Origin of the sequence: Mycobacterium sp. NPDC050853 (assembly GCF_040653875.1) — a bacterium.
In the GTDB taxonomy this organism is placed as follows: domain Bacteria; phylum Actinomycetota; class Actinomycetes; order Mycobacteriales; family Mycobacteriaceae; genus Mycobacterium.
Genome location: NZ_JBFAGW010000001.1, coordinates 675,498 through 691,689 on the forward strand (window position 1 = coordinate 675,498; position 16,192 = coordinate 691,689).

A 16,192-nucleotide genomic window follows, 5' to 3' on the forward strand; every position below is an offset into this window, starting at 1 on the left:
ACCGCTTTCACGCACGTCAACAGGGCTGGACCCCATTCGATAACGTGCGTTCGCAAATATCAACCCCTGGTGTGCGCCTTACTGCCGCACGGGCGGGATCTGGCCCGTGGGGGTGTCGTCGTCGGCCGGGGTGTTGATGCGCTGGGTTGGCGCTTCGACATGCGGCGGCGCCAGCGTGGCGGTCGCCGCGGTACCGGACTCATCCGCGAAGGTGTGCACGGGGAACTGGTGAGTGCCGGCAAGGCTGTCCTGGATAGCGGCCTGCGCGCTCGGCGGCAGCGAGTGCATGAGCTCACGCACCCGTGCCTGGCGGCGACCGACGGCCGCCCGCTCCGGCATACCGGGAGTGGCGATGATCTGCGGCGGCACACCCTCGATCTCCTCGACGCCACCGTCGTGGTGTCCGGCGTCGACGAGGGCCTGCTCCTCGGCCATGGTGGCCTCGTCCTTTTCCTCGGACATACCGATCGGCCCAATGCGGCGACCGTTGAGGAACTGCCTGATCACCGGCTCGTCACTGGTCAGGAGCACCTCACGGGGGCCGAACATGACCAGTTGGCGGCGGTACAGCATGCCCATGTTGTCCGGGACTGTCCGGGCGATGTTGATGTTGTGCGTCACGATCAGGATCGTGGCGTCGATCTGCGCGTTGATGTCGATGAGCAGCTGGCTCAGGTATGCGGTACGCACCGGGTCCAGACCGGAGTCCGGCTCGTCGCAGAGGATGATCTGTGGGTCCAGCACCAGCGAGCGGGCCAGGCCTGCGCGCTTGCGCATACCGCCGGAGATCTCACCGGGGAACTTGGTCTCGTGGCCGGTCAGACCCACGACGTCAAGCTTCTGCATGACGATGTCGCGGATCTCGGATTCCTTCTTCTTGGTGTGCTCACGCAAGGGGAAGGCAGTGTTGTCGTACAGGTTCATCGAGCCGAACAGCGCGCCGTCCTGGAACATCACGCCGAACAGCTTGCGGATCTCGTACAGCTCCTTGGAGGAACACTCCATGATGTTGGTGCCGTCGACGTAGATGGCGCCCTGCTCCGGACGCAGCAGGCCGATCAGCGACTTCAGGAACACCGACTTACCGGTACCGGACGGCCCCAGCAGCACGCTGACCTCACCCGGCGGCAGGGACAGGCTGACGTTCTCCCAGATTCGTTGTGAACCAAAGGACTTCGTCAAACCCTCAACGGAGACTTCTGCACCCACCAGGCGATCCTTCCGCAACACGCACACTCCGCCACGAACCCGGCCAGGCTGTGGTTCGGATCACTTTAGCGCATGCCCAGGAGCTGCATCGCGTTTGTACCGAGACGGGACCATCGACTGGCTAACTGTGATAACCAGGCACTACGCGGTTAGTACCGATCGGTTTCCTGCTCATCCACGAGGTCATCCTCTAAGTCTTGCGCCGCCCGCTGGGCCTCCCAACGTCTTGTGATCACCGGGACCACGGTGAGCGCACCCAATCCCAGGATTGCGAAGACGATCGGTACCGCCGAGGTCCGTACCAGCTCCCCCACGCCCTCCGCTTCGCCCGAGATCACCTTCTCGACGAAGCCGCCGAGAACCCGGCCCGCGTAGAGAGCCGTCACCATCAGACCGGCGGCCGTGGCAAGCATCGACCGCGACACTCCCCCAAACGCCGCGTAAAGGACCCAGACGGTCACGGTGCCGAGTCCGGCGCCAAACAGGGCCAGCCCCGGCACCAGGGTCCACAGACTGTGCATCTCTCGTGACTGAGCGAGGTCCGTTGCCGGCTGCGCGAGCGCCTTGAAGATCACCAATCCCGCGATGAGTTCGATCGCACCGCATATCGGCACCACCCAGCCCGCTCCGCGATCCAGTAGTCGGCCGGTGACCGGCGCGAACGCGGCAGCCGTTATCCACAGCGCCAGTAGCGGGGTATTGGTCGATCCGCCATTGGCCATTATCCAATCGACCGACATCGATTGCATCGCGCTCAACGCAATGACGATTCCCAGGGCGAGGGCTCCGACGAAACCCACGACGAGCCCACGCCGTGAGATGAGGGCGCGTGGGACAAACCCCTGCGCATGCACCTGGCGGATCCAAAGCACGAGCCCGGCAAGGGCTACCAAACCCACCCCAGCGGCGGCCATCGCCGAGGGAGACGACGCCCTGATGGCCAGGAAGTAGATCACCCCGGAAATCCCGATCATCCAGAGCGCCGCACCGGGCAGATCGAACTGCTCGAACGTGCTGACGGGCTCGATCGACGGCCCCAGGATCGAGGCGAGGAAGACGAGGAGCGTCAGCACCAGCACGCCGCAGATCACCAGGCTCCACAGATCGAAGGGCACGACATCGGCCGCGGCCACCATGACGCCGTAAGCGCATGGAGTCATCGCCGCCCACAAACCGATCACCACCCCCCGCGGGGCATTGACCTCTTGCACGATGACGATGAGCGAAGCCACCGTTGCCAGCGCTAAGGCGGTATCGCTGCCCGCGTACAGCAGACCGGTAGGAGCCATCGATACCGGCAGTAGCGCACCCAGGGTGCTCGTCAGCGATAGCCCCGCCGCAACCGTCAGGAAGCTGGAGGGGCGCAGATAATTCGAGAGGCGTGCAATGAGAAGAAGTGGAGCGACCGCCAGCACAGTGCTCAGAGCGGTGCTCCACCCAGACCAATGCACAGCCTGCGGATCCCCGGCCATTCGGCTCGCCAGCGCGAGGTCCTGCACGCTACGTCCGAGCTCGGCCGACAACAGCACCGCGCACGCGATGAGAACGTTGCGTGCGATCCCGACCCGACTCATGCGCCCTCCCTTGACCACGTGACAGGCCACGTTTGGTCAGGCCACTGTACGAAGTGGGGTCGATGTTCGCGGGGTTTGGCCCGGTCCCATGACTTAAGGCTCTGTCGCGGTGGCGCGGCGTCGGCCGCGCGCCCATCGGATGGCCCGGAAGGTCAGCCATCCAAGTCCGACCAAAAGCACCAGCACCACAACGAACGCGAGAATCGGCACCGCCAAGGCCAGAATCGTCAGCACCAGCGAGGTGCCGTCCTCAGCGGTCGAAACCAGGGGATTGCCCACGCCTGCAGTGGTTCCGGTGACGAAGGGGCGCGCAACCGTCCGACCGGCGTGCACACTGCCCGCGGTGATGGCCCCGAGAATCGCCGCCACCGCCGGTGGCAGATTCGACGAGAGACTCGTTTCGGCCGTGAACAGAATGGCTCCCGATGCCGGCGCAATCAATGTCCCTACCGCGTGCAAGAAGGAGTCCAGGGCCGGAATCTTATCGCCGACGAGATCGAGTACGAAAACGATCCCGACGACAATGAGCGCCGGGGTGGAGGACAGCCAGCCGTACGACTGGCCGAGCTCGATCCAGCCGAATCGGTCGGCGGCACCTACCGCAAGTAACGGCAGCCAGGCGTTCAGTCCGGCAGCACCCGAAAGCCCGAATGCCCCGAGGATGGCACTGATAGCCGCGGTGATCTCCATGTCACAAGTGTGACGCCGTCACGAAGGTTTCAGTGACGATTTCCTGACACCGTCACACTCGTGAGTTGAGTTCGACGACGAGCGAAGTCCCACCTTCGAACCAGGCCCGATGCAGTTCGATGATCTTCCGCCGCGATGGCAACCCCTTGCGGTGAAACAGGTTTTCGGCATAGTCGAAGGGGTGTACGACACCGCAGAATCGCTCGCGGGCCGCCTCGTACACCGGGTCGGCGGGCGCGATCTGGCGGGCCTCACCGATGTACGTTCCGTCGGTGAGCCGCAGCCGCACCGCCGGGTTGGCCTGAATGTTCTTGACCCACAAGGTGTGCTGGCCGGTGATCGCGACCAGGTATGCCCTGTCCCCGTCGCGCACCGCCTTGATGTACGTGACGCGGGGACTACCGGACTTTCTTCCGATGGTGGTGAGTATGCCGACACCTCGAGGCACCCGGATCGCGAACCACGGTCGATGCACCGCATGCAGCACGCTGGCGAAACGGCGGCGTTCCGCCAGCGCCCCTCCTGTCGTGTCCAGACCGGGCATCCGCTCGAAGACGTACCGCCCGTCCGTGTAGCGCAAGGAATCCGGGATGGGGTCGTCCATGGTCTCAGCGGGGAGCCCAGTTGCCATGGAACCCTGCCGGAACCCGCTGCGGCAGATGCACTGTCGCCATCAGATCGAGAGTGCCCGCATCCAGGAGCAGTAGCTGCCCCTCATCGGATCGGCGGTCTACGGCGAATCCGATCAGCACACCGTCGTCTTCGGTGGCCGCCGCCGGATTCGGCACGAACGACACCTCCCCCAGCACGACGGCGGGGTCCAGTCGGCTCGAAAGGCTGGTTCCGGTCTCGTAGTCGTACTTGACGATGCTGGCTCCCGCCGCTTCCCCGGCGCTGAAGAAGTTCTCGACATCCGGCAGGTACCCGTAGCGGTGCTTCTTACCTGTCAGAGTCTCGTTGATCCGGGGGAATTCGAGGTGCCGGTCGTCCTTGCGCTCCATGTGCACCACACCCTTGGTGAGGTCGATCGTCCAGCGATCGAGCTGCCCCTTGGCGTCGCTGGGACCCAGCACGTCCTGGGAGAACATCGAGTCGTACCGCACCAGGTCGATCACGAGCACCTCGGAACCGTTGCGGGTTTCGGAGTACCCGTTGAGCGGGTGGAAGACGTAGCACGGGGCGATCTCGAACCAGCGCACGTCACCACTACCGCCCTCACGCGGCATCACGCCAATCCGGGCCGGGTACTTGGTATTCCAGGAATACGGGATGGACGGGGAATTGCCCGAGAACTGGCTGGCCTTGGCCGCGATGGGACCAGGAATCTTGACCTTGCCGATGATCGAATTCATGACGAGCTGGGCGGGCTTGCGCAGCAGCCGCGGCACCGGCACCGACTGGCTGATCATCGACATGTCCAGGGTGACCGGCAGATCATAGAAGACGACGTACTTCTCGGTGAGGGTGAAGTCGTGCATCATCGGCGCACCGTGTACTTGGATGTCAACGGTCCGGCGGGCACGGCCGTCGGTGCCGATCACGGAATACTGGATGGTGCTTCCACGCGTGAAAGAGTATGAGACGGCATGCATTTCGCCGGTGTCGGGATCGGTATGCGGATGTGCGGTGTATCCGCCCGGAAGGGTGCCGTCGAAATCGCAGGTGCCTACCGTGTCAAGGTCCTCGGTGAGTTCGTAGTTGGCGATACCGCCCTCGACCAGGGCGATCGTGCGCCCGGCGTGTTCCATCACGCTGGTGTTCGGTCCGATAACCCCCATACCGGCGCGAGTGCTGATGCCACTAGGACGCGGCTCGCCGAGCGCCTTGCTGACCGACGGAGTGCGGACCCAGCGATTGCGGTACCACTGCGCCTTGCCGTCGCGCAGCGACAGTCCGTGCACCATCGCGTCCCCACTGAAGAGGTGATAGGTGGCCGGATCGACCTCGGAAGCCGGGTTGGGACCGTTGCGCAGATACCTGCCGTCGAGATGATCGGGCAGGGTCCCGGTCACCTCAAGGTCGACGCTGTCCATTTCCCGCTCGACCGGTTCCCAGATTCCGGTCAGGTAGGGGCTCGTGACGGTAGTCGGTTGGGCGGTCGCGGTCATCGTTGTCCTCCAGGGCTGGGTGGCATAACACTGTTATTACGACGTTATGGTGAACCTACTCCCGTTGTGCGAACATGGCAAGACCATGAGCTCATCCGTGCCGAAAAATAGTCAAGAGAACGACCGGAACGCCGCCCGCAATCCCCGGGTCGACCTTGTCTCCGCAGCCGTACAGCTTCTGAACGAGCAGGGCCCCGATGCACTGCAGACGCGCAAGATCGCCGCTGCCGCCGGCACCTCCACCATGGCGGTCTACACATACTTCGGTGGTATCCGTGAGCTCATCGCCGAGGTAGCCGAGGAGGGGCTGCGACAGTTCTCCGGCGCACAGGCAGACGTACCCCAGACCGACGACCCCATCGCCGATTTCATGGTGACGGGCATGGCCTATCGGCAGTTCGCCATCGACTACCCACACATGTACCGACTGATGTTCGGCGTCACGAGCGCGCACGGTATCAACGCCCCCAGCCGCAACATGTTCAACACCGTGCACCTGACACCGCAGCACGCCAGCGCCACACAGCTCTATCGCAGTGTGCAACGCGCGATGGCCGCGGGCCGGATCGACGGCTCCCCCGACGACGCCGCAAAGGTCGCCGCGACCGCCGCCAAGTTCTGGACCATCATGCATGGGTTCGTCATGCTCGAGCTGGCCGGTTTCTGGGGTGAGGATGGCGTGGCGGTGGGCCCGGTGCTGGGCTCTATGACCACCGATCTGCTTATCGCACTGGGCGATAAGCCCGAACGGGTGAGCAGCTCGGCGGCCATCGCCGCGACCCGGCTTGCCGCGTCGACCTAAGGAGCCCAGGAGATTTCGTAACCGTCGCCTTCCTTCGGCAGCGGCACGGGAGATGGCGGCAGGACGGGCTGGGACAACGACTTCTTGTCATGCATGGCCGTCATGGCGCGGGCTGCCGTTGCGATAGGGGCGCGCATATCGAAAGCGAGACGCGCCATTAGCCGGCTGCGTAATTCGTCATCGGTCGGCGTCTTCGTTCGTGGTCCGACTGTGGGTACGGCCGGGGTCGGGGTGCGGCGACCGCGCCGAGTGCGAAGCACCATAAGGACGACCACGAAACCGGCCAACGCGACGAGTAGATAGGCGCTCATACAACCGAGTGTCCGGATTCCGATGGCTTCCCGCAGGGATCAAAACGAAACCGGCCCCGGAAATCCGAAGATTCCCGGGGCCGGTTCGCGGTACTGCGGACTACTTGACCGAGACGGTCGCGCCAGCGGCCTCGAGCTTGGCCTTGGCGTCGTCGGCGGCCTCCTTGGCCACCTTCTCCAGCAGCGGCTTGGGGGCCGCGTCAACCAGGTCCTTGGCTTCCTTCAGACCCAGGCCGGAAACGATCTCGCGCACAACCTTGATGACGCCGATCTTCTTGTCACCGGCGCTCTCCAGGATGACGTCGAACTCGCTCTGCTCTTCGGCGGCCTCGGCGGCCGGGGCAGCGCCACCGGCAGCGGCGACGGCGACCGGAGCGGCAGCGGTGACCTCGAAGACCTCTTCGAAGGTCTTGACGAACTCGGACAGCTCAAGCAGCGTCAGCTCCTTGAAAGCATCGATCAACTCTTCGGTGCTCAGCTTTGCCATAATGTTGGTTCCTTCCTTGATTTACAACAGGTTTGGTTGGTACTGGCTTGTCAGGCAGCCGATTCCTCGGCGGCCCTCTTCTCCTGCAGGGCGGCGGCCAGGCGTGCAACCTGAGACGCCGGGGCGTTGAACAGCCCGGCGGCCTTGGCCAGGTTGCCCTTCATAGCGCCGGCCAGCTTGGCCAGCAGCACCTCGCGCGATTCCAGATCGGCGATGCGCTCAACCTCGGCAACTGACAGAGCGCGGCCATCCATGTAGCCGCCCTTGATGATCAGAGCCTTGTTATCTTTCGCGAAGGTCTTGATGGCCTTCGCAGCGTCCACGGGCTCACCCTTGATGAACGCGATTGCCGTTGGGCCGCTGAACAATTCGTCCAGACCCTCCACACCGGCATCCGCAGCCGCACGCTTAACCAGCGTGTTCTTGGCCACGGAGTAGGTGGCGGAAGTACCGAGAGCGCGACGCAGGGTGCCCAGAGCGGACACCGACAAGCCGCGGTACTCGGTGATCACAGTGGCAGTCGAACCCTTGAACTGCTCAGTGATCTCGGCAACGGCGGAGACCTTTTCAGTCTTAGCCATGTATTGCCTCCTCATCTCGTTTCGGTCGTTCCACCTGGGACAGCCGACAAGAGAGGGGCCGAAATGATAAACGCCCCGACGCAGGATGCGGTCGGGGCGCGATAACCTACGGACTTCTCATCCAAAGGTCGAACCTCGTCCTCCTGCGTGGGCCGCCGAGAATCATCTCGGACCTTCAACCTCGCAAGAGGTGACCGACGGTCTTCGGTGGAGCTGCATCAGGCTACCGCAGGTCGGGTGCACAATCCAAAACCCTCTCCGGCGAACGTGTGCCCTATGCACGTAAGCCGCGCCGTTTGGGTGTGTATCCCCCACGCTCGACGCATCCTCAGGTCCTCGACGCATTCAGGTCGTAGTGGTAGCAAGGAGGACGTGCCTTCGCAGCCTGAGGCGCCATCCCCCACCCGGACCGGCGTCGCCCACAATGGCGATATCGAGCTCTTTTACGAGGACTTGGGTAAGCCTGAGAATCCCGCCGTCATCCTCGTGATGGGAGTGGCAGCACAGCTCCCGATGTGGCCGGACGGGTTCTGCCAGCGGCTCATCGACAGCGGTTACCGGGTGATTCGCTTCGATAACCGCGATTGCGGGCTGTCGACCAAACTGGACGGCCACCGAGCGCCGGGACCGATCTATCGCCGCGTGGTGCGCTACGCGTTCGGCATAGGCAGCGAGGTCCCGTACACGCTGGTCGATATGGCCGGGGACGTCCGCAGCCTCATGGATCATCTGGGCATCGAGCGGGCTCATATCGCGGGTGCCTCGATGGGCGGCATGATCACGCAGGTCTTCGCGGGCACCTTCCCCGAACGCGTCCATTCGGTCGGCATCATCTACTCGGCGACCGGGCGCCCGTTCTCCCGGCTGCCATCCTGGGAGTTGATCAGGACCGCCATGACTGCCCCGGGCAAGGACGCTACGGCCGCGGAATGGCTCGAATTCGAGATCAACAACGGCATCGTCTACAACGGGCCCGAAAACCTTCCCTCCCGCGAGCAGCTCCGTCGGCGCATCCTTGACCACAAGGCCCGCAGCGACTACCCGATCGGCACCGTGCGGCAGTTCGACGCCATCCTGGGCACCGGCAGCCTGCTGCGGTTCACCCGCGCCATCACCGCCCCGACGGTTGTTATCCACGGCCGCAACGACCCATTGGTGCCCTATCAGAACGGGCGAGTGGTGGCCAAGAACATCCGCCACTCGCGTTTCGCGCTCATCGACGGCATGGGGCACGATCTGCCGGAACCTGTCTGGGAACCCGTGACCAGAGAGTTGTTGGCAACTTTTGACAGCTGCGTACAGGACTGAGTAGGGCCGCGCGGGCCCGATGCGGCACACTTGCATTTCATGACTGCCCAAGGACGCGCGCGATGAGCCGCTCGCGTGAAGAGCATCAGCCCGGCCGGAGCGTAGGTGACGGCCGCGCACGTCAGGTGGCACCGCTAGGGCGCGTGGCGTTGCTCTCCGAGGCCGCACGTCTGGGCACCACCGGCTGGCAGGTCGCCCGTACCGCAGGACGTGTGCTGGGCAAGCTCACCAAAAAGGGCAGCTTCGAACAGAAAGTGATCGCCGAGCTTCCGCAGACGTTCTCCGATCTTGGTCCCACATACGTCAAGCTCGGACAGATCATCGCGTCCAGTCCGGGCGCGTTCGGAGAGTCTCTGTCTCGCGAATTCCGCGGGCTCCTGGACCGCGTTCCGCCCGCCGATCCCACGCAGGTCCGTGAGCTGATCATCGGCGAGCTCGGCTCGGAACCCGAGAAGCTGTTCGCCTCCTTCGACCCCGAGCCGTTCGCATCCGCGTCAATCGCCCAGGTGCATTACGCAACACTGCATTCCGGCGAGGATGTGGTAGTCAAGATCCAACGTCCGGGCATCCGTCGCCGGGTGGCAGCCGACCTGCAGATCCTGAAGCGCGGAGCGTCATTACTGGAGCTCGGCAAGGTCGGCCGGATGCTCTCGGCCCGCGACGTGGTAGACGATTTCTCCGGAAACCTTTCCGAGGAACTGGATTTCCTCGCCGAGGGCCAGGCCATGCAAACCTGGGTGGAGCACCTGCACACCTCGTCCCTCGGTAAGAACATCCGTGTGCCCGATGTGCACTGGCACTACACGACGTCCAAAGTGCTCACCATGGAGCGGGTGCACGGCATTCGGATCGATGACGCGCCGAACATTCGCAAGGCTGGATTCGACGGCACCGAACTGGTGAAGTCGCTGTTGTTCTCGGTGTTCGAATCCGGTCTGCGCCAAGGCTTGTTCCACGGCGATCTCCACGCAGGCAACCTGCTGGTGGACGAAGAGGGCCGGATCGTATTCCTGGACTTCGGCATCGTCGGCTTTATCGACCCGCGGACTCGTTGGCTGTTGCGCGAACTGATCCACGCGCTACTGGTCAAAAAGGATCATCGCGCCGCAGGCAAGATCGTGGTGCTGCTGGGCGCCGTCGGTAATCCCGGCGACGCCGATAAGGGCACCCAAGACATCCGGGCCTTCGCCACTCCACTCACGATGAAATCGCTTGACGACATGTCGTATTCGGACATCGGCAAGCAGCTGTCCACGCTCGCCGACCAGTATGACGTCAAGCTGCCGCGCGAGCTGGTGCTCATCGGTAAGCAATTCCTGTACGTGGAGCGATACATGAAACTGTTGGCGCCACGTTGGCAGATGATGGAGGACCCCGAGCTCAAGGGTTACTTCGGTAATTTCATCGTTGATATCAGCCGTGAGCACAACCGCGAGGGAGACATCTGAGATGACAGCCAACACCGCGAAGGTCGGCGATATCGAGCTGTGTTACGAGGAGTTCGGCAATCCGACCGATCCCGCGGTTCTGCTCATCATGGGCATCGGCGCGCAGATGGTGTTCTGGCGCAACGAGTTCTGCCAGCAGATCGCCGATCAGGGCTATCGGGTCATCCGATTCGACAACCGCGACTGCGGCCTTTCGACCAAACTGGACGGCGTGCGTGCCGGTGGCGGCTCGCTCCTTCCGAGTATGGCGAAATTCCTTGCCGGAGTGAAGATCACCGGAACTGCCTACACGTTGGTGGACATGGCGGGTGACGCGGCGGGACTACTCGACCATCTTGGTATCGAGCGCGCGCACATCGTGGGCGCCTCGATGGGCGGCATGATCGCGCAGGTTTTCGCCGCCGAGCATCCCGATCGGACCGAGACGGTCACCATCATCATGTCGAGCAACAATCAGGCATTCCTGCCGCCGCCCGGACCACGCCAGCTGATGGCACTGCTGAAAGCTCCGCCTGCCGACGCTACCCGCGAGGAGATCATCGCCAACAGCGTGCAGGTCGGCCGAACCATCGGCAGTCCGAAATACCGCCAACCCGAAGCGAAGTCGTACAAGCACGCGGCCGAGTACTACGACCGGAGCCACTACCCCAGGGGATTCGCCCGACAGTTCGCCGCCATCATGGGAACAGGCAGCCTGGCGCCATTCGACAACCGAATCACCTCCCCCGCGCTGGTTTTGCATGGCAAGGCAGACAAGCTGATGCGCCCTTCGGGTGCGCGCGCCATTGCCCGAGCCATCCCCGGAGCACGGCTGGCACTGATCGACGGGATGGGTCACGATCTGCCCGAGCTGCTGTGGAACCGGATAATTGCCAAGCTCACCGAGAATTTCGCCCTATCGGAGCCCGCAGCCGATACAACGGAATCCGAGGCCGCGGGCCGCTAATTAGCTCCCGTACGAAACGGTTTCGCAGCGGTCAGACGGCGCGTTAATTATCCGCGCAACCCTTGTCGCTGCTGCTCTGTTGTTCTAGCCTCAGCTCGGGACAACAGCCAGTACCAGCTTCAATCAATCACCCGCGCGCCGTTCGGGGCATCGCGCCATCGTCGTGGGAGGCCGCCCTATGTCCAAATTGACCCCAAAATTCTCCGATATACAGGCACATTACGACTTATCCGATGACTTCTTCGCGCTGTTTCTCGACCCCAGCAGGACGTACAGCTGCGCGTATTTCGAGCCCGAGAACCTGACGCTTGAGCAGGCCCAGCAGGCCAAGATCGATCTCGCTCTCGGAAAACTGAACCTTGAACCCGGAATGACCCTGCTGGACGTGGGATGCGGCTGGGGTTCCACCATGAAACGCGCTCTCGAGCACTACGACGTCAATGTCATCGGCCTGACGCTCAGCGAAAATCAATTCGCGTATGTCAACAAGGTCCTCGACTCCGCTGAAAGTTCGCGGACACACGAGGTCCGGTTGGCCGGGTGGGAAGAATTCGACGGCACCGTCGACCGAATAGTCAGTATTGGCGCCTTTGAGCATTTCGGCCACGAACGGTATGCCAGCTTCTTCGCGATGGCCCATCGGGCACTGCCGGACGACGGGAAGATGTTGTTACACACCATCGTCAGCTATCACCCTGACGAGTTGCGGCGCATGGGCGTTCCGGTGCTGATGTCGAGGATCTACTTCATGCACTTCATGCTCACCGAGATCTTTCCCGGCGGACGGCTACCTTCGGAATCGATGGTCGACGAGCACACTGACCGCGCCGGTTTCCAGGTAACCCGCCACCAGCGCCTGCAACTCCACTATGCGCGCACCCTGGACTGCTGGGCGGAGAACCTGGTCGCCCATAAGGATGAAGCGATCGCTCTTCAATCCCAAGAGGTTTACGACAGGTACATCAAGTACCTGACCGGGTGCGCCGACGCATTCCGCGAGCGCTGGATCGACGTCGTTCAGTTCACCTGCGAGAAGTAGGAATCGACGAGGTTCTGGACCGCACCGACTGCCAGACCCTTGTCGACCGGCACCAGCCCGATCCGGGTGCGGCGATCGAGGATGTCGTCGGCGTCGAGCGCGCCCTCATGGGTAAGCGCGAATTCAACCTGTTCCCTGGTGATGTCGACGTCGTGCACCAACGGGGTGCCGGCGGTACCCGGCCAGTCATCCACGACCGCCAGGTTCTGCGTCACACACTCCGAGGCCGCCAACGGCCGGCGCTCCAGCCCTGCATCGAGCGCATCCTGGGCCATCTTGCGGTAGGTGGTGAGCTTGCCACCCACCACACTGACGACACCCGAATCCGAAACCCGGACGGCATGCTTGCGAGAGAGGTCGGCCGTCGCCGAATCATCCCCGTCGAGCAGCGGCCGCAGACCCGCGAATCGTCCGACCACGTGTACTTCGGACAGCGGCGTCTGCAGCACCGTATTGACGGTATCGAGCAGGAATTGCTCTTCTGCTGCAGAGGGTTCCGCCACATCAGGCACCGGCCCAGGTGCCGGTTCATCGGTGAGCCCGAGGTACACCCGATCGTGGATGGCAGGCATTGCGAACACGAACCGGTTGATGGTCCCGGGCACCGGGACGGTGAGGGCGGCGGTCAGCCCGCCAAAGCTAGCGGCACGGAACACCAGGTGCGTACCGCGACTGGGGCGCAGCTTGATTTCACGATCAACCTGGCCTGCCCATACCCCGGCGGCATTGATGACCAAACCCGCCTGTACCGCAACGGTGTTGCCGGTCAGTTCGTCACGTAGCACCGCTCCGTCGCCGGTAACATCCTCCGCCGACACTCGGGTGAGGATGCGAGAACCCAGTCCGGCCGCCGTGCGGGCGATGGTCACCACCAGCCGTGCGTCGTCGATGAGCTGCCCGTCGAAGGCCATCAGTCCGCCGCGAAGTCCGTTGCGTCGCACCGTGGGGGCGCGCCTGATCACCTCTCCGGCATCGATCGCACGAGAACGCGGCAATACATCGACCGGGGTGTGCGCGAGCTTGCGCAGCCCATCCCCCGCGACGAAGCCGAGCCGTACCAGTGTTCGGCTGAAGACGCTCACCGAAGGATGCAATGGAACAACCTGCGCGAGCGGGTGAATGAGATGCGGAGCGGTACGGGTCATCAGGATATGACGCTCAACCGCGCTCTCCCTGGCGATGCCCACCTGACCCGAGGCGAGGTAGCGCAGTCCGCCGTGCACCAGCTTGGAGCTGAATCGGCTTGTACCGAAGGCTAAGTCGTGTTTTTCGACGAGCGTGACGCGCAGCCCGCGGCTCGCGGCGTCGAGCGCCACCCCCACGCCGGTGATCCCACCGCCGATGACGAGGACATCCACTGGTGCGCCACCCGCGAGGGCCGCGAGGTCAGCGCTGCGTCGCGCGCTGTTGAGCTGGGTTGTCATGGTGCTCCTTGCGGCTTGAGATATCCGTCGATGGCGGTAGCCAATTCGTTCAACAGCTCATCTGGCGAAAGGAGGTCGGCGACGATGCGCGCCGACTGGAGTACTGATTGGCCGATCAGCAGCACCATCGCCGCCATCTGCTCCGGGGCTCCGGCGCGAATCGACCCGTCTGCCTGCCCTTCGGCGATGAGCACCGCGGTCCAACCGATCAGGGCGCGCTGGCTGGTACCCAGCCGCTGCACGATGTAGGTCAGCAGGAGTTCGGGATCGGATCGCACGATCGCCGCGAATATCGAGTGCTCGCGCACCTGCGTGACCAGGCCGGTCACCGACTGCACCAGCCGGCCGCGCGCGTGCCCCTCCCCGGCCGCGGGGAGGATCGAGCCCATCTCCCGGGTCAGCAGCTCGGCGACCAGGGTGCGTACATCGGGCCAGCGCCGATACACCGATGGCCTGCTGACACCTGCCCGCTTGGCCACCTCGACCAGCGTGGTCCGTCGCACTCCGAATTCGGTGACACAGGACAGCGCGGCGTCGAGGATGCGTTCGGTGACCGGATCCGCCGAGGCCTCGGTGCCCGCGGCCAGCACAGCCGGAGCCGTCATGTCACCACTCCTCGCGAGCCAAAGAAATCTGCATTACAACTTGCCATTGTATGTAATACTGTAACGCATGATGGAGTGGGACGCCTGGGGCGTGGCCGAAAAACGACAGACTCTCTCACCTCAAGTGAAGACGCTGTTGGCGTCGGCACTGGGCATTCCCGAACGGGATCCCGTCAGCCGCGACGAATCCGCCGTCACGCTCTCCCCCAGCTCGCTCACCGGGGAACAGCTGACCGCGCTGCACGACCTGGTCGGCACGGAGAACGTGAGTACCGATCACGGCGCCCGGCTCCGACACGCAGGCGGCAAGAGCACCCCGGATCTACTGCGCCGACGCTCCACCGGAGTCCAGGACGCGCCAGATGCCATCGTCTACCCCGCGTCGCATGACGAGGTGTCTACGCTCCTCGCGCTCTGCGGCGAGCAGGTTATCGCGGTCGTACCGTTTGGCGGCGGCACCAGCGTGGTCGGCGGACTGGACCCGGAACGCGGCGGATTCACCGCGGTGATCGCCGTGGACCTGCGACGGATGTCCGGCCTGGTATCCCTCGACGAAGAGTCCGGAACTGCCGTGCTGCTACCCGGAACGACGGGCCCCGAGGCCGAGGAACTCCTCGCAGCCAAAGGTTTTTCGCTTGGGCATTTCCCACAGAGTTTCCGGTTCGCGAGCATCGGCGGGTTCGCCGCAACCCGTTCCTCCGGGCAGGCCTCCAGCGGCTACGGACGCTTCGACGCGATGGTGGATGCGGTCCGGATCGCCACCCCACGCGGCGATCTCAACCTGGGCCGGGCGCCCGCCTCGGCGGCCGGACCGGACCTGCGTCAACTCTTCCTGGGATCGGAAGGTGCGCTGGGCATCATCACCGAGGTGACGGTGCGGGTGCACCGGCTGCCCGAGGACACCTGGTACCAGGGTTGGTCCTTCCCCTCCTTCGACGCCGGCGCCCAGGCGCTACGCACCCTGGTCCAATCCGACGGCGCACCCACTGTGCTCCGGCTATCCGATGAAGCCGAAAGCGGGCTGAACCTCGCCCTGGCCAAGGACATTGGCGGGAAGAACCCCGCCGCCGGGGTGCTGGCGATCACCACCGTGGAAGGCACCCGGGGCCATGTCGAGGCCCGATCGGCGGAAGTGTCTGCCGTTCTCACCGCCGCGGGTGGCACTGCGCTCGGCGACGAGCCCGCCAAGGCGTGGGACCACGGACGCTTCGACGCACCGTATCTGCGTGACGCCCTCATCGACGCCGGTGCGGTGGTGGAGACGCTGGAGACCGCTACCTCCTGGCGGAACCTCACCAACCTGCGCACGGCCGTCACCACGGCACTGGCCGAAGCGCTTGGCGCCCAAGGCACCCCACCTCTGGTGTTGTGCCATATTTCGCACACCTACCGCACGGGTGCCTCGTTGTACTTCACCGTCGTGTGCGCGGCCGCCGAGGACCCGCTGACCCAGTGGGGCAAGGCGAAGAAGGCGGCAGGTGACGCCATCGTCGCTGCCGGTGCCACCATTACGCACCATCACGCCGTGGGACGCGATCACCAACCGTGGCTTGCCGACGAGGTCGGCGAGCTCGGCATCGAGATCCTGCAAGCGGTGAAGCGAACCGTCGATCCGCAGGGAATCCTCAACCCCGGCAATCTGATTCCGGTCAGCGAGTAG

16 protein-coding genes are annotated in these 16,192 nt (G+C 64.0%); 6 read left to right on the plus strand and 10 right to left on the minus strand.

The annotated features are described in order from the left end of the window. Positions 1-78 precede the first annotated feature (78 nt). From AB0H22_RS03200 to AB0H22_RS03220, 5 genes are all read right to left on the minus strand, one after another. Positions 79-1,209: an ATP-binding cassette domain-containing protein gene (locus tag AB0H22_RS03200; protein ID WP_358144717.1), complete on the minus strand. Its 1,131-nt coding sequence runs from the start codon at positions 1,207-1,209 to the stop codon at positions 79-81. Between the two features lie 149 nt (positions 1,210-1,358). Beyond that, a complete protein-coding gene (locus AB0H22_RS03205; RefSeq protein ID WP_358144719.1) occupies positions 1,359-2,783 on the minus strand; it encodes a hypothetical protein in 1,425 nt (474 codons plus the stop codon). A 93-nt stretch (positions 2,784-2,876) separates the two neighbouring features. After that, positions 2,877-3,473, minus strand: coding sequence for a DUF4126 domain-containing protein (locus AB0H22_RS03210; RefSeq protein ID WP_180748725.1), 597 nt, complete (start codon positions 3,471-3,473; stop codon positions 2,877-2,879). Between the two features lie 52 nt (positions 3,474-3,525). Then, a complete protein-coding gene (locus tag AB0H22_RS03215; RefSeq protein WP_219602570.1) occupies positions 3,526-4,104 on the minus strand; it encodes a nitroreductase family deazaflavin-dependent oxidoreductase in 579 nt (192 codons plus the stop codon). After that, entirely contained in the window at positions 4,082-5,581 is a 1,500-nt protein-coding gene (locus AB0H22_RS03220; RefSeq protein ID WP_180748726.1) for a carotenoid oxygenase family protein, read from the minus strand. Before AB0H22_RS03220 ends, AB0H22_RS03215 begins: the two co-directional genes overlap by 23 nt. A gap of 46 nt (positions 5,582-5,627) precedes the next feature. On the opposite strand from AB0H22_RS03220, the gene AB0H22_RS03225 reads away from it, so the two are divergent. Continuing rightward, positions 5,628-6,383: a TetR/AcrR family transcriptional regulator gene (locus AB0H22_RS03225; protein ID WP_358144722.1), complete on the plus strand. Its 756-nt coding sequence runs from the start codon at positions 5,628-5,630 to the stop codon at positions 6,381-6,383. Here the strand turns inward: AB0H22_RS03225 and AB0H22_RS03230 are convergent. From AB0H22_RS03230 to rplJ, 3 genes are all read right to left on the minus strand, one after another. Then, a complete protein-coding gene (locus AB0H22_RS03230; protein WP_358144724.1) occupies positions 6,380-6,694 on the minus strand; it encodes a hypothetical protein in 315 nt (104 codons plus the stop codon). The genes AB0H22_RS03225 and AB0H22_RS03230 overlap by 4 nt on opposite strands. A gap of 100 nt (positions 6,695-6,794) precedes the next feature. Further along, positions 6,795-7,181, minus strand: coding sequence for a 50S ribosomal protein L7/L12 (gene rplL / locus AB0H22_RS03235; protein ID WP_180748729.1), 387 nt, complete (start codon positions 7,179-7,181; stop codon positions 6,795-6,797). Between the two features lie 50 nt (positions 7,182-7,231). Beyond that, positions 7,232-7,762 carry a 50S ribosomal protein L10 gene (gene rplJ, locus AB0H22_RS03240; protein ID WP_180748730.1) on the minus strand — a complete coding sequence of 177 codons (531 nt, stop codon included), beginning with the start codon at positions 7,760-7,762 and terminating at the stop codon, positions 7,232-7,234. Between the two features lie 372 nt (positions 7,763-8,134). On the opposite strand from rplJ, the gene AB0H22_RS03245 reads away from it, so the two are divergent. From AB0H22_RS03245 to AB0H22_RS03260, 4 genes are all read left to right on the plus strand, one after another. Next, positions 8,135-9,070: an alpha/beta hydrolase gene (locus AB0H22_RS03245; protein WP_358144727.1), complete on the plus strand. Its 936-nt coding sequence runs from the start codon at positions 8,135-8,137 to the stop codon at positions 9,068-9,070. Between the two features lie 143 nt (positions 9,071-9,213). Beyond that, positions 9,214-10,518, plus strand: a complete 1,305-nt coding sequence (locus AB0H22_RS03250; RefSeq protein ID WP_180749714.1) for an AarF/ABC1/UbiB kinase family protein — start codon at positions 9,214-9,216, stop codon at positions 10,516-10,518. 1 nt (position 10,519) lies between these two features. Beyond that, positions 10,520-11,464, plus strand: a complete 945-nt coding sequence (locus tag AB0H22_RS03255; RefSeq protein WP_180748732.1) for an alpha/beta hydrolase — start codon at positions 10,520-10,522, stop codon at positions 11,462-11,464. 178 nt (positions 11,465-11,642) lie between these two features. Further along, complete coding sequence (locus AB0H22_RS03260) at positions 11,643-12,503, plus strand: cyclopropane mycolic acid synthase family methyltransferase (protein ID WP_358144730.1); 861 nt, start codon at positions 11,643-11,645, stop codon at positions 12,501-12,503. Here the strand turns inward: AB0H22_RS03260 and AB0H22_RS03265 are convergent. Further along, complete coding sequence (locus tag AB0H22_RS03265; RefSeq protein ID WP_358144732.1) at positions 12,482-13,927, minus strand: glycerol-3-phosphate dehydrogenase/oxidase; 1,446 nt, start codon at positions 13,925-13,927, stop codon at positions 12,482-12,484. The two genes, AB0H22_RS03260 and AB0H22_RS03265, sit on opposite strands and share 22 nt — an antisense overlap. Next, positions 13,924-14,532 carry a TetR/AcrR family transcriptional regulator gene (locus AB0H22_RS03270; protein ID WP_180748735.1) on the minus strand — a complete coding sequence of 203 codons (609 nt, stop codon included), beginning with the start codon at positions 14,530-14,532 and terminating at the stop codon, positions 13,924-13,926. Before AB0H22_RS03270 ends, AB0H22_RS03265 begins: the two co-directional genes overlap by 4 nt. Before the next feature lie 67 nt (positions 14,533-14,599). On the opposite strand from AB0H22_RS03270, the gene AB0H22_RS03275 reads away from it, so the two are divergent. Then, positions 14,600-16,192: an FAD-binding oxidoreductase gene (locus tag AB0H22_RS03275; protein ID WP_180748736.1), complete on the plus strand. Its 1,593-nt coding sequence runs from the start codon at positions 14,600-14,602 to the stop codon at positions 16,190-16,192.